Source organism: Sutterella megalosphaeroides (assembly GCF_003609995.1).
In the GTDB taxonomy this organism is placed as follows: Bacteria; Pseudomonadota; Gammaproteobacteria; order Burkholderiales; family Burkholderiaceae_F; genus Sutterella; species Sutterella megalosphaeroides.
Genome location: NZ_AP018786.1, coordinates 1,135,102 through 1,155,714 on the forward strand (window position 1 = coordinate 1,135,102; position 20,613 = coordinate 1,155,714).

General features: G+C 61.3%; 18 protein-coding genes and 1 rRNA gene. All 19 read left to right on the top strand.

The features are described from left to right. Nucleotides 1-63: 63 nt before the first annotated feature. The 19 genes from rrf to S6FBBBH3_RS04990 all read left to right on the top strand — a co-directional run bounded on the left by rrf (nt 64) and on the right by S6FBBBH3_RS04990 (nt 20,594). Nucleotides 64-178, top strand: a 5S ribosomal RNA gene (gene rrf / locus S6FBBBH3_RS04900). A gap of 840 nt (nt 179-1,018) precedes the next feature. Beyond that, nucleotides 1,019-3,190: a cobaltochelatase CobT-related protein gene (locus tag S6FBBBH3_RS04905; protein WP_120176685.1), complete on the top strand. Its 2,172-nt coding sequence runs from the start codon at nt 1,019-1,021 to the stop codon at nt 3,188-3,190. Between the two features lie 74 nt (nt 3,191-3,264). Further along, a complete protein-coding gene (locus S6FBBBH3_RS04910; RefSeq protein WP_120176686.1) occupies nt 3,265-4,392 on the top strand; it encodes an NYN domain-containing protein in 1,128 nt (375 codons plus the stop codon). A 117-nt stretch (nt 4,393-4,509) separates the two neighbouring features. Beyond that, entirely contained in the window at nt 4,510-5,547 is a 1,038-nt protein-coding gene (locus S6FBBBH3_RS04915; RefSeq protein ID WP_123957640.1) for an AAA family ATPase, read from the top strand. Beyond that, complete coding sequence (locus S6FBBBH3_RS04920; RefSeq protein ID WP_120176688.1) at nt 5,547-6,566, top strand: hypothetical protein; 1,020 nt, start codon at nt 5,547-5,549, stop codon at nt 6,564-6,566. The genes S6FBBBH3_RS04915 and S6FBBBH3_RS04920 overlap by 1 nt, the downstream gene beginning before the upstream one ends. Nucleotides 6,567-6,724: 158 nt before the next feature. Then, on the top strand, nt 6,725-9,346 hold the full coding sequence (gene cas10, locus S6FBBBH3_RS04925; protein ID WP_170143822.1) for a type III-A CRISPR-associated protein Cas10/Csm1: 2,622 nt from the start codon (nt 6,725-6,727) through the stop codon (nt 9,344-9,346). A gap of 44 nt (nt 9,347-9,390) precedes the next feature. After that, nucleotides 9,391-9,822: a type III-A CRISPR-associated protein Csm2 gene (gene csm2, locus S6FBBBH3_RS04930; protein ID WP_120176690.1), complete on the top strand. Its 432-nt coding sequence runs from the start codon at nt 9,391-9,393 to the stop codon at nt 9,820-9,822. A gap of 80 nt (nt 9,823-9,902) precedes the next feature. Then, complete coding sequence (csm3, locus tag S6FBBBH3_RS04935) at nt 9,903-10,607, top strand: type III-A CRISPR-associated RAMP protein Csm3 (RefSeq protein WP_120176691.1); 705 nt, start codon at nt 9,903-9,905, stop codon at nt 10,605-10,607. A 40-nt stretch (nt 10,608-10,647) separates the two neighbouring features. Beyond that, nucleotides 10,648-11,586, top strand: coding sequence for a type III-A CRISPR-associated RAMP protein Csm4 (gene csm4 / locus S6FBBBH3_RS04940; RefSeq protein WP_120176692.1), 939 nt, complete (start codon nt 10,648-10,650; stop codon nt 11,584-11,586). A gap of 341 nt (nt 11,587-11,927) precedes the next feature. Then, nucleotides 11,928-13,061, top strand: a complete 1,134-nt coding sequence (locus S6FBBBH3_RS04945) for a hypothetical protein (RefSeq protein ID WP_123957641.1) — start codon at nt 11,928-11,930, stop codon at nt 13,059-13,061. A 240-nt stretch (nt 13,062-13,301) separates the two neighbouring features. Beyond that, nucleotides 13,302-14,000: a CRISPR system precrRNA processing endoribonuclease RAMP protein Cas6 gene (gene cas6, locus S6FBBBH3_RS04950; protein ID WP_170143823.1), complete on the top strand. Its 699-nt coding sequence runs from the start codon at nt 13,302-13,304 to the stop codon at nt 13,998-14,000. A gap of 491 nt (nt 14,001-14,491) precedes the next feature. Continuing rightward, on the top strand, nt 14,492-14,761 hold the full coding sequence (cas2, locus tag S6FBBBH3_RS11415) for a CRISPR-associated endonuclease Cas2 (RefSeq protein WP_408646493.1): 270 nt from the start codon (nt 14,492-14,494) through the stop codon (nt 14,759-14,761). A gap of 2 nt (nt 14,762-14,763) precedes the next feature. Beyond that, nucleotides 14,764-15,729 carry a CRISPR-associated endonuclease Cas1 gene (gene cas1 / locus S6FBBBH3_RS04960; RefSeq protein ID WP_120176696.1) on the top strand — a complete coding sequence of 322 codons (966 nt, stop codon included), beginning with the start codon at nt 14,764-14,766 and terminating at the stop codon, nt 15,727-15,729. After that, on the top strand, nt 15,726-16,019 hold the full coding sequence (locus S6FBBBH3_RS11420; protein ID WP_120177828.1) for a CRISPR-associated endonuclease Cas2: 294 nt from the start codon (nt 15,726-15,728) through the stop codon (nt 16,017-16,019). Before cas1 ends, S6FBBBH3_RS11420 begins: the two co-directional genes overlap by 4 nt. Nucleotides 16,020-16,072: 53 nt before the next feature. After that, the gene (gene csx16, locus S6FBBBH3_RS04970) at nt 16,073-16,372 is read left to right on the top strand and encodes a CRISPR-associated protein Csx16 (RefSeq protein ID WP_120176697.1); all 300 of its coding nucleotides are present in this window, start codon (nt 16,073-16,075) and stop codon (nt 16,370-16,372) included. 69 nt (nt 16,373-16,441) lie between these two features. Continuing rightward, entirely contained in the window at nt 16,442-17,608 is a 1,167-nt protein-coding gene (locus S6FBBBH3_RS04975) for a Card1-like endonuclease domain-containing protein (RefSeq protein WP_170143824.1), read from the top strand. Further along, nucleotides 17,605-18,768 carry a CRISPR-associated ring nuclease Csm6 gene (gene csm6 / locus S6FBBBH3_RS04980; RefSeq protein WP_120176699.1) on the top strand — a complete coding sequence of 388 codons (1,164 nt, stop codon included), beginning with the start codon at nt 17,605-17,607 and terminating at the stop codon, nt 18,766-18,768. Before S6FBBBH3_RS04975 ends, csm6 begins: the two co-directional genes overlap by 4 nt. 11 nt (nt 18,769-18,779) lie before the next feature. Next, on the top strand, nt 18,780-19,397 hold the full coding sequence (locus S6FBBBH3_RS04985; RefSeq protein WP_120176700.1) for a GNAT family N-acetyltransferase: 618 nt from the start codon (nt 18,780-18,782) through the stop codon (nt 19,395-19,397). A 204-nt stretch (nt 19,398-19,601) separates the two neighbouring features. Continuing rightward, nucleotides 19,602-20,594 (top strand): ribokinase, encoded by a 993-nt coding sequence (locus S6FBBBH3_RS04990; protein ID WP_120177829.1) that lies wholly within the window; start codon nt 19,602-19,604, stop codon nt 20,592-20,594. Nucleotides 20,595-20,613: the final 19 nt, after the last annotated feature.

Consider the following 20,613-nt stretch of genomic DNA (forward strand, 5'->3'; position numbering starts at 1 on the left):
CTTCGAAATCGATGGGCATCGCAGCCCGCTTCATTTCGATTCCGTACAAAATTCAAAGTTTTGTCTGGCGACCATAGCGAGGTGGCCCCACTCCTTCCCATTCCGAACAGGACAGTGAAACGCCTTAGCGTCGATGATAGTCGGTTGTATTTCCGGTGAAAGTAGAACATCGCCAGACTCCCCATTCAAGAACCCCCGGTACTTCGGTGCCGGGGGTTTTTGTTTTTCCGGGCGGCTCCTCTCGCGTGAGGCACCTGCGGGCCATGGCCGAGATCGGGAGCGAGCTGATGCTGATGGAGCCGTTGAGCGGCTCATGGTCCGGTTCACGCTCTGGCAAGGCCCCCAAACGTCAGGTGTGAGCGGCAGACCCCAACCCGGCTCCTTGACCCCGTGACTCGTGAGATGTGAGGCGTGCGAAACGATTCTTACATTTCGAAATGAGAATAACTTGCATTTGCCGCAGCGCTTGTGCATAATGAACTCAACGGGAAACAACACCGTCACACAAAGGGGCCAAAGGGGTCGGCTCCGACGGATGGGCCCGGACTGACGGGAAAACAGTCCACGCCCGGCGTATCTCCTGCGCTTGTTGTTTTTCGGGGTCTCTCCAAAAGGCCGACGACAGCTTGGTGTCGTCGGCCTTTTTCTACTTTCTGTTCGTCGGCACGATATAGGCAGGTCGGTTGCGACGTGCGGGTGCGTGCCGTCTTCTCATAAATACAAATGAGAACTACTTGCATTTTGGGTGCGGGTAGGGCATAATGATTTCAACGAAGACGACACGTGCTCGCACAAAGCCGTTGCGGTTCGCGTAACAGGCTCGCGCGGGGCGACCTTCGGGTTCGGGGTAATGCTCGTGGGTCGCGGTTCTCCTTCCGCCCGTGTTGTTTTTCGGGGTCTCTTGAGAGGGCCGGCAATCGATGAGGTTGCCGGCCCTTGCTTCACCCGGGTCTTCCTCCTTCCTATTCCTTCCTCCTTTTCCCTCTACGTCTTTCCGCCGTTCCGATAAGCTTTCGGAATGGTCACAGCATCTTCCTCACCTCTTTTCGACGCTTTGCCGCACGCGGGTGCGCCCGTGGAAGTCAATGCGTTGCGCCGCCTCGCGGAGCCCCTCCTTCAGCTCCTCGTCGGGCGGGGGCTTGTCGTACGCTTTCGCGGCACGTCGGTTGAGACGCAGTTCGACGGCGAAGGTCGGCCGACGGCCATCACGCTGCCGCTTCTGCCCGACACTGTCGACGAGGCGGTGCTCGAAGTCTTTCAGGGGCACATCGACCGCGCGGCCGCCCGTGCGCTCTTTACGCGCCGCACGGAAGCGACGCAGCGCCTGACGCGCGACCCCGTCGCGGCGCGGATCTTTCGCGCGCTTGAAGATGCCCGAACGGAGCGCCTCATGCAAGAGCGTTTCCCTGGCTCAACCTACAACCTCGAACGCTATTACGAGCGACTCTTCGCGGGTGCGGCCGGAGTCGAAAGGGAAGCTGCGGATTTCGCGTGCGCGGTGCGGGCGGCGGTCGGGGATGCGCTCTTTGAGACCCCGGCCGAGGCTCAACTTGACGACCGTCGAACGACCGTCGTCGACGCGGAAGATGACATCCGATCCGAAGAAGAAGGGCTCGATCCGGCCGCGCTTCGTGCGCACCTTCAATGCGCGTACGCGCAGCGCTTTGCGGGCGTGACGCTGCCCGAGGCCTTCGACGAGCTCACCTCCACGGAAGACGCGGCACGGCTTGCGGCAGTGCTGGCGGGTCTTCTGGCCGAGAGCGACTGCGAGTCGGATGCGGAGGAGAGCGGTGCGTCGGGAGATTCCGCCGAGGCGAACGAATCTGAGCCGTCCGAATCGTCCGAGGATTCGGAGGATTCCGAGGAGGAATCGCGGACGAATGAGGAAGAGGGTGCGGGCTCCGGCGACGACCCGACGGAGGGGACCGGCGAGGGGACGGACGATTCGCAAGCGGACTCGGATGAGGAGTCCGATGACGCTTCCGGGAATCGAGCCGAGAGCGACGCCGAAGACGACCGAGCAGATTCCGGGAAGGCCGGAAACAAGGAAAACAATGAAGATAAGGGAGAAGGTGAGGACGAAGGCGCAGGTGAAGCAAGCTACGCCGAGGCTCTCTTGAATGCCGCCCGTGGCGACTTCGGGCTCGATTCCGACGATGCAGACGATCGGACCGCTTCGGGTGATTGGGACGATTTGAATGAGGTTGCTCTTCCTCGGGCGACGGAAGTCCTTCGGTCGTTCGACGTAGCCGACGCGACCGACGACGTCTTCGAGCGGATCGCGGCGCGCCTTCTTCCTCGGGTTGCGGAAGCGGCTCTTGCGCGTGCGGTCTATCGCGTCTATTCGACGGACGACGATCGGGCGGAGCTCGTGCGCGTGCGCGGGGACGCGCCCGTCGCGGAAATCGAACGGCTCACCGCCTCGATGACGGGAACGATTCAGAAAAACCTTGAGCGCGCCTTTGCCGCTCGAAAGCTCTCTCACGTGACGCCCGGTCGCAGAAGCGGCAAACTCCGTGCTTCGGCCCTTTATCGTCTCGCTTCGGGCGACGTGCGGGTCTTTGAAAAGCGCGAGCCTGCGCTCGTGACCCACGCCGCGGTTTCGCTGCTCATCGACTGCTCGGGCTCGATGGCGGGCGCCCCCATGCGCCTTGCCGCGGTTTCGGCCTATGCGCTCTCGACGGTGCTTGCGCGCCTCGGCGTCCCCTTTGAGGTGGCGGGCTTTACGACGCTCAAAATCGCGTCCGCACCGCTTGACTGGGAGCGCTGGAGTCGATTCGAACCCCTTTACATGCCGCTATTCAAACGGTTCGAAGACCGGTGGGACGCACCCGCGCGCGAGCGCCTCGCGTCGCTCCTCACCTTTCCCGTCTCGCGTATGCGCAACAACGTCGACGGCGAGTGCGTCGAGCGGGCGGCTGCGCGTCTGGCGCTTCGTCCCGAAGGGCGTCGCATTTTGATCGTGCTCTCGGACGGCGAACCTGCGGCGGAAGGGTGGCTCGCCGACCAGGAAGCGCACCTTGCGGCCGTGACGGCGAGCCTTCCCCGACGCGGAATCGATGCGATCGGGCTCGGGATCATGTCCGAGGCGGTCGAGCGCTTCTACCCGAAGCACGTCGTCATTCACCGGCTCGAAGACCTGCCGGGCACGGTCGTGCGGGAACTCCACGCGCTCATTCTGGGGTACTGACGGGGACCGCAATACCCGGAGAAGATGCGGGATAGACTTTGTGTCACTTTAACCGTCTTTTTTCCGGTAGTGCGATGTTGCGTTTTCGACTTTTCTCTTGGATCCGCCGATGCCTGAGGGCTGAAGGCGACGATCGCGGCTCTTCCTCGGTGCGCGAAGAGCCTTCGAGGCTCCGCGCGGATGCGCGGCCCGGCACCCGTACGGCGCTTCTCGTCGACGCCGAGAACGTGTCCCCGAAAGCACTCGACTTCGTCGTCGAACGGTTGGGCGACGCCTGGGATGCGGTTGAAGTGCGACGCGTCTACGGCGACTGGCGCAAAACCGCCCTTTCTTCGGGCTGGCATGCGGTATGTCTGCGGCAGGGTCTGCGCGAAATGCAGCAGCTCTCGGCCGTGGCCGGTAAAAACGCAACGGACTTTGCGATCGTGATCGACGCGATCGAGCTCGCGGCCGACGGGTTCGGAGAGATCGTCGTTGTCTCGAGCGACTCGGACTTCATGCCGCTTGCGCAGCGTTTGCGCGAGCGCGGCGTTCGCTACGTGGGCTTCGGCAAAACGCAAACGCCCATCGGCTACCGGAAGAGCTGCGCGGTCTTTACCGAGTTTCCCGAGGAGGCGCAAGCGGCCGAAGCAGCACAAGCAACTCAAGCGGCCCAAGCGCCTGCCGCCCCCAAAGCCGCAAAAGTCCCCAAGCCCTCCAAGGTCTGTCAAGCACCGGGAGCGTCCGCGAGCTTCGGGAAGCCGGAGGCGCCCGAGAAGCCTGAAATTCCCGCGACCGCAACGAACAAAGCCGACGAGCCTGCGACGCTCGGCGTGACGCCGGTTACCGCAGAGGACGACGTGCGGCTGCTGAAAGCCATCAACCAACGCTTCCATGACGCGGATGGATTTACGTGCGGCGGTCATGTCGGCCACTATGCCAAGATGCTCGGCTTTCATTGGGGGAAACGCACGCAGTCGAGGAGGCTCGCGGCGATCGTGCGCAGACATCCGAAGGTCTTCGAATGGCGCATCGAGAATGAGCACTTTTATTTTCGAATCCGTCCCGAGCCCGAACCGAAGGTTGCGAAGTTCCGGGTCGCCGCGCTCCCCGCGTTGCCTGCTCCCCGCCCTCGACTCGCTTTGCCGCGGCCCGCTTTGCGGCGGCTGTTGCCCGCGCCCGAGCGGGTTCCGTTGTTGCCGCTGTTGCCGTTCACCCCGTAAAGTCCGCGGCCTTCGCGACCTCGGGTACGATATGGAATTCCATCGTCATCTTCCCGGCTCGGGCGGCTCTCAACGTCGCCCGAGCACGGAAAACCGGCATTGTTCCGAGAGCTTTACATGACTGAAACACCACGCCCCGATTCGCCCGACGGCCCCGCGCTTCGCTCCGAGGCCGAGCGGGGGAGTTCGGGCTTTGCGACGCAAGCCTATTTGCATGAAGTCTTCGGGTTGCGCGGCAACCTCGCGCGCTCCACGTGCGGGCGTCGTCCCATTCCGATCACGGTGTGTCGCCCCGCGGCCGAAGACTTCGACCTCGTGCCCGACGTGCGCGAGGACTACGTCTGGAACGTGCAGGAACTGAAGTACGTGCTCTCCGCCGTGGAAATGGGGATTCCCGTTTATATCTGGGGACACAAGGGCGTCGGGAAAACCGAGATGGTCGAGCAGATCTGCGCCCGAACGCGCCGACCGCTCGTGCGCGTGCAGCATACGTCGAACACCGAAGAGTCGCAGATCGTCGGGCAGTGGACGGTGAAGGACGGGAGTACGGTTTTCGAGTACGGGCCGTTGCCTACCGCCATGAAGTACGGCTGGGCTTACCTCGCGGACGAGTACGATTTCGGGCTTCCGAACGTACTCGGGGTCTATCAGGCGATGCTCGAAGGCAAGCCCCTCATGATCAAGGAAGCGCCCGCGGACATGCGGGTCGTGCGACCGCACCCCGATTTTCGATTTTTCGCAACGGGCAACACGAACGGCACCGGGGACGAAACGGGACTCTATCAGGGGACCGTGCTTCAGAACGCCGCCAACTTCGACCGCTTCGGGCTCGTGCTTCAGAAGGGCTATATGGCGCGCAAGGACGAAATCAAGATTCTCGAGCGCTCGACGGTCGTCACGAACGAAGAGGCGGGGCGCCTCGTCGATTTTGCCGCGCAAGTGCGCAAAGCCTTCGACGCGGGGAAGATCTCCGACACGATTTCGGTGCGTACGCTCATCTTCGCCGCACGTCTCGGGGTCGCGCATGCGTCCTTCCGTGCGGGGCTGCAACTTGCGTTTTTGAACAAACTTTCCGCCACGGACCGCGCCGCCTGCGACGCGCTTGCGATGCGGATTTTCGGCACGAATGAAAGCCGTCCCGGGGAGGACATGTGATGGACGTACGCGACGTTTTTCCTTCGGGCGTCTATCGCGGAAAGACCTTTGCGGATCTGTGCGCCACGACATCGGGCCTTCAGTATCTGGAACGCTGGGTGGAGGAGCGCGACAAAACGCCCGCCGCGCGCGCGTTCGAGGACGCGGCACGCATCGCGCTCTCGGGGTCGGGCAATCGTTCGGTGGAGACCCTGTGGTTCGTCCTTGACGCGACGGCGGAACTTTCCCGCACGCGCTTCGGCACGGAGCGTCGGGGGGAAATCCGTGCCGCCCTTCTTTCCGCCCGTACGGCTATCGCGCATGCGGGAGCGGTGGAGGGATCGGCCCTTGCCGTTCTCGGCGGAAGCGGAGGCGAGTCCGGGGACTTCTACGTACTCGCGGCGAAAAAGAGCATGCGCAAACTCTGCGCGATCGTATCCGAGGCCGTGCGAAGCCGTCAGATCGAAACGCACCGTTTGGCCGCCGATCGCGTGACGATCCTCGCGCGGCTCGCGGATTGGGAGATTCCCGAAAAGCGCCCCGAAGGCCTGCGGGCGCTCCTTGCGGCCTTCGATCGGTTGCTCGACATCGAGACGGCAGACGACGTGCCGACGGTCACCGACCTTCCTGCGGGCCCCGGGCCCCTCGCGACGGCGAAGGCAGCGAAGGCGACAAACACAACAAAAGCAACGAACGTAACCGGGGCCTCCAAGACTTCCGAACGCCCCGAACCGGTTTCCAAAACGGCGAGCCTCTTCGAAGCGGTGCAACCCTCCGAGGCGGTTTCGAAAGCGGGCTTCGAAGCGAGTCCTGCAACGGAAGATTCCGAGACGCTCGAAACCGAAAGCCCCGAATTTCCGCGCAGTCGGGAAAATCGGGAAACTTGGAAAGAGACCGTTCTTGAAACGGGGAAGGCGCCCGCCCGTGCGGCGATCTCGACGGGCACGCACACGAGCGCTCGAAAGACGTCCGCGCCGACTGTGAAAGACGCAACCGAAACGCGACCGCTTCGCAGTTGGGAGATTTGGGGCGGATGGTGAGCGACGGACCGTCAACGTTCGGGATGATCCGACTGCCCTCTCTTGCAGGGAAAGTCCCAAACTTGTGAGCGGCGTGACGGTGTCGGCGGACTGATAAGATGCTTGCGTACGGGGCGCTTCGCTCCCGTTTTTCGGCACCATTCCAAGAGGCCCGAACCATGCACCTCATCGACGAAGCCGCTCGTGTGGCTTTTGCGTCTCTGATTCACGATGCCGGCAAGTTTGCTCAACGCGCCGGCCTCACCGTGTCGCCCTTGACGAAGGACACGCACGTTCAGCTCTACTGCCCGAGGACGCCGGAGAATCGCCCCACGCACATTCATGCGGCATATACCCCCATGGCGATCGATGCGATGGAGGCGTGGCTTCCGGACTTGGTCGGAGGGCGGACCGCGCCCTTCGAAGGAGCGGGCGCACTCGAGCACGCGGACAGTCTCATCAACGCGGCTGGCGCTCACCACCGACCCGAGACGCTTTTGCAGTGGATCGTCGCGACGGCGGACCGTGCGGCGTCGGGGTTCGAGCGCGAAATGAAAACCGAAGAGGAGGCTCGGTCGAGCGACGGGGACGATTACATTCGGACGCGTCTTTGGAGCCTCTTGGAGGAAATCCGTCTCGACGAACCGGAAGGCTCGGCGCCCCTCACGCGCAAGCCCCTGCGCGCGTTGAGCGTCGATGCGCTCTTTCCCCGACAGGGGATCGTTCCCGAGAAGCGGACCGAGGGCGAGCGGGAGTATCGCGCCCTCTGGGACGACTTTTTGAAAGCGGGTCGTCGGATTCCGAATGCGATGCGTCGGAATTGGCCGCTCTGGCTTGATGCGTTCGATACGTTGTGGCTGGTCTATACGCAGGCGATCCCGTCGGCGACTGCCTTCAACGCGCGCCCCGACGTGTCGCTCTACGACCACTCCAAAGCAACCGCGGCCGTTGCCACGGCCCTCTGGGCCTGGTGCGAGGCAAGCGGCAGGGATGCAGACGCGCTGGTTCGCGGCCTCAAGGATCGTTCGCTCTGGGACGAGGAGTCGCTCCTGCTCGTTCAGGGGGACTTCTTCGGGATCCAGGACTTCATCTTCTCCGGTGCGGCAAGCACGCAGAAGAAGGCGGCCAAGATCCTGCGCGGTCGGTCGTTTTACGTGTCGCTCCTTACCGAAGCGGCGGCACTCGCCGTTTTGGAAAAGCTCGCGCTTCCCGCCACGTCGCAGATTCTCAATGCGGCGGGCAAGTTTCTCATTGTTGCTCCGAACACGCCTGAAGTGCGCGAGCGCCTTCGCGAGGCGGAGTCGACGTTCGAAGCCTGGTTCGTGAAGGAAACCTGCGCTCAAGCGGGTCTCGGACTCGCGTTTCAGGCCGCAACCCTTCGGGACCTTACCGGGGAGCGGTTCCCGAAACTCATGCGTTCGATTTTCGAAAGCCTCGAGCGCTCGAAACTTACGCGCTATCGGCTCTTCGACGAGGATCCGACGCGCGTGCCCGGTCCCGTGCTCGAAGCGGACTACCGGTTCGGGCCCTGCGCCTGGCAGGGGCGGTGGCCCGCGGACGCGCTCGACGAGAACGGCTTGCCGACCGCCCGACTCACGCGGGACGAAATTGCGGTCGGCGAGGCGATCGTACGCATGGATACGCTCGCGCTCGTCGACGAGGACGTGCGGCTTGACGGACTCGGCTTCGAAACGAAGGTCTTGAACGGTGTGATTTTCGGCTCTCGGGCGGTCTTTTTCGCGCACGGCAACGTCGACGCGTTCCTGCGGGCGGTTCCCGCGGAAAACATTCGACGCATCTGGGACTTTTCCATGCCGCGCGCTTCGGACGAGGTGCTCTGGCGCGGGCTTTCGAGGCGCTCGATCAACGGGTACGTTCCGCGACTCGACGATGCGCTCGTTCCCGAGGACGAACCGCGCTTTGCGGGTCTTTCGAGCGAGGACATCGGACACGAGCGGATTCTTCCCTTCGAGTGGCTCGCGCGACTCGGTCAGTCGTTCGACGAACGGGGGCGGATTTGCGGGGTCCCCGCGCTCTGCGCCCTCAAGGGCGACGTCGACCAGCTCGGGCGCATTTTCCAGGAGGGCCTCGTCGGTGCGGGCGGTCGCGGCATGAATTTTGCAAAGATGGCGAGTCTTTCGCGGGAATTCAATGCGTTTTTCTCGATCGCCGTGCCCTTTGAATGCTCGAAGGCGTTTCCTCACGTCTATACGGTGTTTGCGGGCGGGGACGACTTCTTCTTCATCGGTCCCCTTCTGGAGACGCAGCGCTTTGCGACGGCGTTGCGCGACCGCTTTGTCGAATTCGCGGCTGCCAACCCCGAAGTGCACTTCAGTGCGGGCTTTGCGGTGGTGAAGCCCGGGATGCCGGTGCGGCGTTTCTCCGAGGCTGCCGAAGACGCGCTTTCCCGAGCGAAGAATTCCGGACGCAATGCGGCGTGCGCATACGGCGAGTGCGTTTCGTGGACGGAGTGGAAGGCGCTCCTCGCCGTTCAGGAGCGACTGGAATCGTGGCGATCGGCGTACGGGCTCTCGACCTCGTACCTCTATGCTCTCTTCGAGATCATGGAGCTCGCCGAGCGGCGCGACGATCCGCGTGCCGCGATCTGGCGCAGTCGCCTCTATTACCGGACGACGCGCTGGATGGAGAGCGTCGCACGCGAGCGGCGGCTGTCGTCCTCCGCAGCATCCGAAGCTGCGACGCAGCTGCTCGGGAGCTTGACGCGTGACCTCGAAACGTACGGCGCCCGACTGCGCATCCCGCTGACCAATCTCTTTTACGGCGTCCGTCGGGCGCGGTGAAGACTTTCTACGCGAATATCCGTTTTTTTTCGAGAGTGTTACCCATGAGCTATTCGAATACGAACACGTCATCGAGCCCGGTCGAGTGGACGGTGACCTTGAAGCTCGACCCGCCGCTTGCAGGCGACCTTTTTTCAACGCAGGCCGAACGTGCGGCTCGGAAGTGCCGCTCGTCGAAGACCGAAAACAAGTCGACGCAGATCCGCCGTTTCTACGACGAACTCGTCCTGTGGCACGAACAGGTGAAAACGGCGCCCGACCCGAAAGCCAAATTCCGCGAGATCGAACCTTACCTGCAGATGCTCCGGGCAAAAGCCGCATACGCCCGCGCCCGCAAGTTGATCGACGAGAATTTCCGCGTGCTCGTCAACGCTTTGCTCGACGGGATCAAGGACCCCGCGAGCCTTGAAAACGGAAAGCTCTTTTTCGAGGCGTTTCTCGGCTTTCGCAAGTTCCTCGAAATGAATGAGAAATGACCGAGGATTCCATAAAGCAACAACCGCGCCAGGGGCGGTTGGGTCCGCAGGCGGACGACACATTTCCAGCGAGACAGACGATGCAACTCAAGAACCTTCACAAAATTACGGCGACGGTCGTGTGCGAAACCGGCCTGCACGTCGGCGGCAACGACGGTGAAATGCACATCGGCGGCATCGACAACCCGGTCATCAAGCATCCGATCACGAACGAGCCCTACATTCCGGGATCGAGTCTCAAGGGCAAGATGCGCGCGATGCTCGAATGGCGAAGCGGCTTCGTGAAGGAAAAGCCGCTCGACTGGCAGGATTACAAGCAGTCGGGTTCCGAAGCCGTGCTCGATATTTTGAAGCTCTTCGGTATGAGCGCCGGGGCCGATCTGACGGTTGACGAGGCGAGCGCCGTCGGTCCGACGCGCGCGTCCTTCTGGGACCTCGCGCTCGACCCCGCCTGGGTTCGGGAGCAGCACGAGGCACGGCGCCTCCTCACGGAAGCGAAAAGCGAAAACGTGATCAATCGCATTAAGGGCACGGCCGAACACCCCCGCCAGACGGAACGCGTTCCCTCGGGGGCGCGGTTTTCAATGACGGTGACACTCAAGGACCTCGGCGACGACGAGCGTCTCATGAAGACGCTTTTGGCCGGTCTCAAGCTCGTCGAATTCGACGGGATCGGCGGATCGCTTTCCCGCGGCTACGGCAAGGTGCGCTTCGACGACCTCAAGATCGACGGGCACGACGCGACCGAACTTTACCGTTCGATCGATCCCTTCCGCCCCTTGTGATTCGGACGGCAACACCGGCGCTTTCCCTCGGAGTTTGCACATGCAACGACTTCTCATCACCATCGAACCGCGGTCGGGCTTTGTCTCGCCGTTGAAGGGCGGACAGCTTTTCGGGCAGTTGGCCTGGACGATTGCGGAGGCGTTCGGCTCGGCTCGCCTGACGTCGTTGCTCGACGGGTACGTCGACGGTCGTCCGTTTCTCGTACTCTCGGATGCGATGCCCTCGGGCGTTGTACCGATGCCGGCGATGCCCGTCCATTGGTGGGCGCCCGAAGTGAACGCCCGGGAGCGTAAGCGCATCAAGGTTTTGCGGTGGTTGCCGCGCGAGGCGCTTCGCGAACCCGTGGCGCGCTGGCGCGATCGCGCACTCACCGACGACGATCTCGCAAAGTCGGGGTTCTCCGCGCGCAGCGGAGAACGCACGCGCAATACGATTTCGCGCGCGACGGGGACGACGGGGGAAGGGCGGTTCGCTCCCTTCGATACGACCGATACGACGTTCGGTGTCGGAGCTCGGCTCGACATCCATGCGGTTCTCGACGAAACCCGTCTCGATCGGAAGGAATTCCTTATGCTCCTTGAAAATTCGGGCCTTTTCGGTTTCGGAGCCGACGCCTCCTCGGGGGCGGGGAAGTTCGTCGTCACGCACGCGGAAGTCCAACCCGACGAGCCGCCTTCGACGCACTTTCTCTCACTCGCGGCGATGTCGCCCGTTGCGGGCGTATTCCGTTCGGACCGTACGTTTTACAAGCCCGTGACCTATTTCGGTCGTCACGGAAACATGCGCGCCCTTTCGTCCGTGCCCTTCAAAAAGCCCCTGCTTCTCGCTGACACGGGAGCGTTGCTGACGACGCGCGCCGAGGCGCCGCAGTCGTTGCGGTTTGCGGGGCGCGGCATTGCCGGCCACTCGGCCTATGCGGATACGGTGGCCCAGGGTTATGCGCCGCTTCTCGCCGTAACGCCCGACATTCGTCATTGAGAGAGGATCATGCACGCTACGCCATATCTAACCCGCCGCGTATTTCTGACGTTGCTCTCGCCCGTGCACGTCGGTTGCGGGGAAACCTACGATCCGACGAATTACGTCATTGACGAGGGCATCCTCTACGGGTTCGAGCCTTCGCTTGTTTGGCTGCCCGAGCAGGAGCGGCAGGAGCTTCGTCGTCTCGCTCTGAAAGGCGATCGGATCGGTTGGGCTGTTTTTTTCATCGCAACCGTCGAATCTTCACCGCTCAAGCCCGAACGGCCGTTCGGGCCGGGCGCGAGGTCTGCTCGAACTATCAAAAGCTCGTCGAACGAAAGGGAAGCGACAATCAGTGTTTGATCGAACGCACGATGTACACGGCCGCAGGTGACGATGACACGGCGTTTATCCCCGGATCGAGTGTCAAGGGCGCGGTGCACACGGCGCTTCTCGAGCGTCTCCATATCGGGAAACGCCATGTTTGTGAGGATGATGATCTCTGGGGTAAGGGGTTTGAAAAGCGGCCCCTTCGACTTCTCAAGGTCGGCGACTTCATGCCCGAGGCGCCCGTCGTGATGCGGGCTGTGTCGGCCAAGCGACTCGCGAAGGACGCACGGGGAACCTCGGGGCGCAAGGAAGGGATTCCCATGGCGATCGAGACGCTCTGGCCGGGCGGCTACCGTGCGTTTTCTTCGAGCTGGACGATTGAGGGGGACCGGTCTGAATCGGGGGGCGCCGATGCGTACGTCGACTTTCAACGCATCGCTCGGGATTTGACCGCCTTCAACCGCCCGAAGCTTGAGACGGAATTACGGTTGCTTGACGTCGACCCGAGAGCTGGCGACTGGGTGCGCCGTATGCGGGAGATCCTCGGCTCGATCGATCCGCTCTTGAAGCGGGGTGACATGGCGCTTTTGCGCGTCGGGAAGTTTCAGGGGGCTCTGTCGTTGCGTCTCTCGGCGAGTGACGAGAAGCCGCCCAAGATGCAGACCTTCGTGGTGAACGACAGTCAGGTCCTTCCTTTCGGATGGGCGCTCTTGGAGTTCCGCGACGAAGTGTCCGAACCCTTGAAGGCCTGGTGCCGTGCTTGGCCCGACATGCAGACGGTCGACCTCCAGGCCTTGCGTCAAGCCCGTCGCGAAGAGGAGACTCGTCGCCGAGAGGAAGCACGGGCCGAGGTTGAGCGACGTAAGGCTGCCGAAGTCGCCGAAGCCGCCGAAGAAGCGCGACTTGCGGCGATGAGCGACGAGAAGCGGCGTGTGGTTGTCCTCGAGAAGAGCCTTGCCAAGTATTCGGGAACCGTCAACCCCGGGTCCGATCTCTTTCGAGCTGTCCAGGTACTCCTGCGCGAGGCTGCGACCTGGGCGAACATCGAGGACCGGAAGTTTTGCGCTCTGACGCTCGCGCCGCTCGTCAAGGAGCGGGGCATGTATCAGGGTAAGGCGAAAAAAGAACTCAAAGAATTGCTCAACAAGCTTGCAGGCGACTGAGGAAGAGAGATGACCGACATACCGTTGACGTGGCCTCTGGCACGATACAAATTTGTTTTTGCGGTTACAAGCCCCATCGAACTCCCGGACTATGCGGGCTCGGCCTTTCGCGGTGCGTTCGGACGGGCGTTGCGAAAGACCGCGTGCATGACCCGTATGAGCGATTGCTCCACGTGCCCCCTTCGCAGTACGTGCGCCTATACGTCCGTTTTCGAGACGCCCGCGCCCGCGGAGCACGCCTTGCAGTCCTTCAGCAAGGTGCCGAACCCTTACGTCATTGAGGCGCCCCTCGGCGGACGAAAGCACCTGGACGTCGGAGATCGACTGGAATTTTCCGTGGTTCTCTTCGGCGACGCCCTGCAGAAGTTGGCCTTGATCGTCTATGCGATGCAACGCGCTTTTTCCTACGAAGTCTGCCGCGGGAAGGCTTCGTTGCAATGTGTTTATCTTGAGACCGAGGCAGGGGACGAGCCGATTTACGAGCCGGGTGCCGAATCGATCAAGCCGCATGCGCAACAACTGACGCTGACCGCTCCCCGAGGGGAGGCCGACAAGACCTTGCGTTTTGTGACGCCGCTGCGCCTCCAGAATAACGGGAAGATTTACGGTGCCAAAGACATCGAGCCCCTGCCTTTCCTCACCGCGCTCGTGCGGCGGATCGGTTTGCTTGCCGAATTTCATGGAGACAAGCCGAATCTGAACTATCACGCCCTGAGGGAAGCCGCGCTTGCGGTCGAATCTTCCCATGCGTTGAGTTGGCAAAATTGGAAGCGCTATTCGTCCCGTCAGCAAAAGAGCATGTATCTCGGCGGACTCGTCGGTACCTGGACGCTGAGCCGGGTTCCCGAAGCGTTGCAGATTTTTTTGGAGCTCGGAAGCTACCTCCACGTGGGTAAAAATGCCACCTTCGGGTTGGGACGCTATGAAATTTTACATTGATTTATATCAAGGATTTAAGTTATGTTCAAAAGACTACTGACGATGAATTTTCAAAGCCTGGATTTGCTAGTCGCACAGGCGTTTTCTGGAAAACTGCTATTCTGACGGTACCCTGATCTTGAAGGGATTGAGACACGTAGATCCGCTTGACTTCGGTAAAAAGCTCATTCTGACGGTACCCTGATCTTGAAGGGATTGAGACTGATTACCCGAACCAGGCTGATTGCCGGGTTGAATTCTGACGGTACCCTGATCTTGAAGGGATTGAGACAGAGCACACATGCAGATGTCGTTGAGGATCGTATTCTGACGGTACCCTGATCTTGAAGGGATTGAGACTTGATGGATATGACGGATATGACGGGGAAGGACGTGATGCTGACGCTTGAAGAGATGGCCGGGATCTCACAAGTTTGTGAGTTTTACGGAGGAGGAATTGGAGGAGTATATTTCCCGTGTGAATACGTTCGTATGGAGGTGATGTGTCTCGCGTGCTGTATTTGGTTTGCTATGACGTGGCTGACCCCAAAAAGTTACGACGTATTCACAAAATGACGGCGGCATATGCGGTGGGCGGTCAAAAATCGTTTTATGAGTGTTGGATGACGGAGTCGGAATTGAGACAACTCAACCGACAAATCGAAGACGAAATTGACTTGGAAACAGATCGGGCTCATATGTTTTCCTTGGATCCAAGGAGCTCTCCGTTTTTATTTGGGGTTGCGAGCCGTCAATCCATCAATCCTTTCATGGTGATCTAACGATGACTAGTCTCTTTGTGGATCGGAGAGGTGTCGAAATCAGACTCGACGGGGAAGCTCTGACTTTTTACGAAAAAGATGAGCGTGTTGCTACGGTGCCGATTGCGCCGCTTGAGCGAATTTATGTCTTCGGGGACACCCTGGTGCGAGCCGGACTTCTGGCAAAGCTCGGAGAGCGAGGTGTGGGGGTTGTTTTTCTCTCCGGAAGAAGGTTTGTGCCGTCGCTCTTCCTTCCCAAGCCTCATAACGACGCTGTACGTCGAGTAAGGCAGTACGAATTGAGCTCTTCCAATGTATTCAAAATGCGATTTTCTCGTGAAATCGTAGCGAGAAAAATCCAAGCGCAAAGGGACTGTTTGTTGAGTTTGAAAACCGAGCATTCGGAATGTGAAAACGAACTGATAGAGTTCGCCGACAGGTTGCTCGAACTTCTTCCTCAAGTTGAGGGTTTATCCTGTTCGGCGGAATTGCGAGGATTGGAAGGTGCTGCGGCAAAGGTCTATTTTTCAGGAATTGCTCGTGTTCTTCCGAAGGAACTGTGTTTTTCCGGTCGAAATCGCCGGCCGCCGCGGGATCCGTTCAATGTGATTCTTTCCCTTGGTTATACATTGCTGCACTCCGAGGCGGTATTGATTTCTTATGGAATGGGGTTGGATCCGTACATCGGATTTTATCATTCCTTGGATTTCGGTCGGGAGTCGTTGGCGTGTGATTTGATCGAGGATTTGAGGCCACTCGTTGATCGTTTTGCCATCCGTCTTTTTGAAGAAAAAGTTTTAACGATCGACGATTTTTCTCGTCAAACGGATTCGTGCCTGCTCGGAAAATCGGGGCGCACTCGGTTTTATCCGGCCTGGGATGAATGTCGCGCGTCTCTTCGTTCGGCGCTCGAAGATCGTGCATCCGAGTTGCTTCGTGCGACAACGGAGTTGTCGAATATGCCGGATGTCGAGAGGTGCACGGCATGAGTACGTATCTCATCGCTTACGACATTCGTAATGCGCGTCGCTTGCAACGCGTGCACCGAAAACTGACGGCGACGGCCATGCCGCTCGAATACAGCGTGTTTCTTTTTGTCGGAAGCGACGAAGGGTGTCGGCGAAGCGTTGAGGACTGTCTTTCGCTCATGAACCCGAACGAAGACGAGCTTCGGTGTTACCGCTTGCCCGCTCACGGGCGCAGGGTTGAAATCGGTCGCAGGGCGCTTCCCGACGGCTTGGTGTGGACCGGGTGGTCGACTTCGGAAAGAGTAGGTTGAGTGCGATTCGCAGAGGGTTTGCGGATCAACTCGTGCGGAGGAACGGTTTGAAAATGGCTCTTTGGTTTGTTTCGCGTCACCTGGGTGCCCGGGCTTGGGCACGGGCCCGCTCGCTTCGGGTCGACCACTGGGTGGAGCATCTTGATGTCGAAGACGTGAGCGAAGGCGACGTGGTCGTGGGGACGCTACCCGTCGACAAAATTGCCGAAATCAATGCGCGCGGCGCACGGTTTCTCGCGCTCTGTCTCGACCTGACGTCCGAGATGCGGGGGCGGGAGCTCACGCCCGAGGACATGGAAATGCTCGGCGGTCGGCTCGTCGAGTACCGCGCCCAACGGGTGGAGTCGACGTGACGGCAGGGCGCTTCGGCTACCGCCGAATCGATGACGAATTACGAGGTAACGATAAAGGGAGTACGCGTTATGACGATTTTGTCCGAACGAGTCGACACGCACATCATGTTCGTGTCGGAACACAATTCGCCCAATCTTTGGCCTGCGTTGGATCCGAAAATCGCGCCTTCGCACGCGATTTTGGTGACGACGCCCGAAATGAAAGCGAAGGCCGAGAGCTTGGAGCGGACCCTGCGCTGGGCCGTGCCCGGCATCGCGATCGAGCACGTCGACGTGCCGGACGGCTACGACATCCTGATGCTTGCCGATACGCTTGAAAACATGATTCGCGATCTCAAGGACCGGGGGCTGCGGCCGCTTTTCAACCTGACGTGCGGCACGAAGGCCATGACGCTTGCCGCGATGACGGCGACCGAAACGACGAAAACGCCGTGTCTTTACCTGCCGATCGATTCGCATGACGTGATTTTCGTGCGGGAACTCGAAACGATGCGGCTCGATTGCGCCATGCAGTTGAAGCACTACGTGTCGCTTTACGGCTATGTCATGCGCGAAGAGCCGAAGACCCTGCCTTTTACGCAGGAACTGCGCGACCTCGCCGAAGAGCTCGCGAGGACCGAATCGTTTCGCCAGACGTATCCGGCCGTCAACCGTCTGGCGAGCGAGGCGAAAGACAAGCTCGCCGTATCGCTCGACCTGCTCGGTCCGAGGTCGGCCGCGTTCGATGCGCTCCTCGACCGACTCGAGGCCGCGCAGTTGCTGACCCTCAACGGTCGGACCGTACGCTTCGGCAACGAGGCGAAGCGCTTCTTCGTCAACGGGGGGTGGCTCGAAGATTGGGCCGCCAACGCGGCGCGGCGGGCCTTTCCGGGCGCCAAAGTGGTGGAAAACGCCCGAATCGATTACATCGAGGGACAAAACGGGAAGATCGACGTCAAGGGCTTGCAAAACGAGCTCGACGTGGTTCTCTGGCAAAACGACCGGCTCGTCATTCTCGAATGCAAGACGTCGAACCTGGGCGATGAAAAGCGATTCGAGGACGTGACCTACAAACTGAGTGCGCTCGGGAAGCTCTTCGGCAAGACCGTTGTGCCCGTCATCGTTTCCTACCTGCCCTTGACCGAAGCGGCGGTCAATCGGGCAAAAACCCTCCGTATCGAGATTGTGGCCGGCAAAGACGTGGCCCGGTTGGAGGAGCGACTCAAGGGGCTCTTGAGCGAGAAGGCGAAGGCATGATGTCCGAGCGGTACCCGCGCCGCATTCTGCTTGCCGTTACCGGCATGTCCACGCAGGTCGTGACGGAAACCCTCTGGGCGCTTCTTGCCAAAGGCGAACTTCCGACCGAGGTACGTCTCGTCACGACCGAACACGGTCGCAACCGGGCCGTGCGCGATTTGCTCGACCCCAAGGACGGCCGCTTTCACGCGTTTTGCCGCGACTACGGGCTCGAGGGGAAGATTGCTTTTTCCGAAGACTCGATCCGTGTGATCGAATCCGCCTCGGGCGATCGGTTGACCGACATCCGTACGCCCGAAGACAACGCCCGTGCCGCGGACGTCATCCTCAAGGTCGTGCGATCGTTGTGCGCCGACGAGCGCGCCCGGGTGCACGTTTCGATTGCGGGCGGTCGCAAGACCATGGGGTTTTTCGCCGGGTACGCCCTGTCGCTTTTCGGTCGGGAGCAGGACCGGCTCTCCCACGTGCTCGTTTCCGAGCCCTTCGAATCGAATCGCGACTTCTTCTACCCGAGCCCCGTTTCCCGCAATATTCTCTCGGCCGACGGGCGACTCCTCGACGAGGCCGAGGCGCGCGTGACGCTCGCCGAAATCCCCTTCGTACGCTTGCGGGAGGGGTTGAGCGCGAATTTTCCCGAGGACTGTACGCGGTACGAGGACGTCGTGGAACGCGCTCAGGCCGAGATGCTGCCGCCCGTCTCCCTTCGGATCGAGCTTCGCGAAGGGGCGGAGCCGGTACTCCTCTGTTCGGGGCGACGCGTCAATCTGGCTCCCACTCCGATGGCCGTCTACGTTTGGTTGGCCGAACGCCGCAAACGCTCGGCCGACGGTGTTCGGCCCGGGCTTGACGCGGCGGCGGAGATCCTTGCGTTGCATTCGGAACTCTTCCCGCGTCGCTCGGGCGACCATGCCCGCAGTTTGCGTGCGTTGAAGCACGAGGAAGACGTGTTGCCGTATTTCCAGGAAAAGCGCTCCCTCATCCATCGCGCGCTGCGGGAGGCGCTCCCCGAACGACTGGCCGAGTCCTACTTCGTGGCCGCGCTCGGGCGTCGTCCGAATACGGTCTATAGGCTCAACGTCGACCCCGACGCCATCGAGATCGTTCGAATTCCCGACGCTCGCTCCACGGAGAAGCACCGAGCGCAAAACCCGCCCCGATGAGGTGATGAGAAATGGAAAACGTGAAAACCGCATCGACCGAAACATTCGTCCGACCGCCGGTTTTTACGCCGTTGGCGTCCGAGACACTGCGTGCGGCGCTCGAAAGCCTTCGGTGTGCCTCCGATGTGCCGGGCGTTCCGGACGACGCAACCGACCGCCTCTCGGCGCTCGCGCGCCTTGCGTGCGAAGCCGACGAGCCCGAGCACGCGCTCACTCTCGTTACGTCCGAAGCCCGCGGACTTCTTTTGAAGGATGCCTCCGGGAACGGACTTTTCTCGGGTTTCATTCTGTGGGGTCCCGTCACGAAGGAAACGCGTGCGTGGCTTGCGCCGCAAGGGCTTGCGGCCGACTTCGAGGTGCTCCTCATTGCGGTCGAGGCCGCCCGCAGGCGTCGGGGAATCGGGCGGCAACTTCTTGAGGCGGCGCTTGCGAGGGAATCGGCGGGCTCGCGCTGGGTGCTCGGGACGGGAAACGCTCCCGCGACCGAGCGCTTTTATCGGGCCGCGGCGTGGGAGCCCGCGGGCCTTGAGCCCGGGTACTTCGAGCGGGCCTACGGGCACGCGGTCTTCGACGGGAACACCCGCCTGACGGCGCGCAGCTACTTCATGAAGACGGCGCCGCAGGCGTGAGGTTGGAAAGGGCCGGAAAAGGGTGTCAAGCCCATCTTCGGGCCGTATTTCGCGGTTTGAAAACCGCTTCTCTTTCGAAAAACCTCCGGGTCTTCTACAATGGCGCGCGACGGGGCCGCACGCAACGGTGCGGTCCGTTTCATTTTTCAGTTCGTGCGCCCGGGGACTCGCCTCGCGCGTCCCCCTTTTCCGGAGAACTCTTCGATGCCCCGCGTCCTCAATATCGGTTCGATGAATATCGACTACGTCTATGCCGTGCCGCACTTCGTGCAGCCGGGCGAAACGCTTGCCGCCACGGGGAGGGCTTTGCACGAAGGGGGCAAAGGGTTGAACCAGAGCGTGGCGATGGCCCGCGCGGGACTCGAGGTCGAGCACGCGGGGCTTCTCGGTATCGACGGGGTCTTCCTCAAGGACTTCCTCGCGGACCAGGGCGTCAAGGTCGACGCCGTGGGCGTCAGCGACACCTTCCCTTCGGGCCACACGATCATTCAAGTGTCGCCCGACGGCGAAAATTCGATTCTCTACTTCCCGGGTACGAACCGCATGCTCGCGGAAGCGCGCATCGACGAACTCCTCTCGGGCCTTTCCAAAGGAGACTTCGTCGTTCTTCAAAACGAAGTGAACGACGTCGCCCTCTGGGTTGAAAAGGCGCTTGCGCGCGACCTGCGCGTTGTTTTGAATCCTGCTCCCTATACGGCCGAGATCGCGCGACTGCCGCTTAATCGCCTGCACGCCCTCATCGTCAACCGCACCGAAGGCCGCGGACTCCTCGAAGACTTCACGAAGAGCGAAGCGGTCGACAACGGGGAAACCATTCTCGGGGCGCTTGCGGACCGTTTCATTCGCGACGAACCCGCGAGCGGTCCGGTGCTGATCCTCACCGAAGGGTCGGAAGGCGTCTCCTTCAAGATCCCGGGCGAAGCGCCCCGCCACTTCCCCGTCTTCCCCGTGACGGCGGTCGACACGACGGGTGCGGGCGACACTTTTGCGGGTTACGCCGTCAAGGCCCTGATCGAAGGCGTTGAAAAGGGTAAGGAGGCTTTGCTCGAAGGGATCGCTCGTGCGACGCTCGCCGCCGCGCTTTCGGTGACGAAGCACGGGGCTGCGGCCTCCATCCCGACGGCGGACGAGGTGGCGCGCGAACGCCTTGCCCGCATCGAGCGGGGCGAATGGCCGGTTCAGGGCTTTCAGGGCTGAGGCCCCCGAGCGATCGACT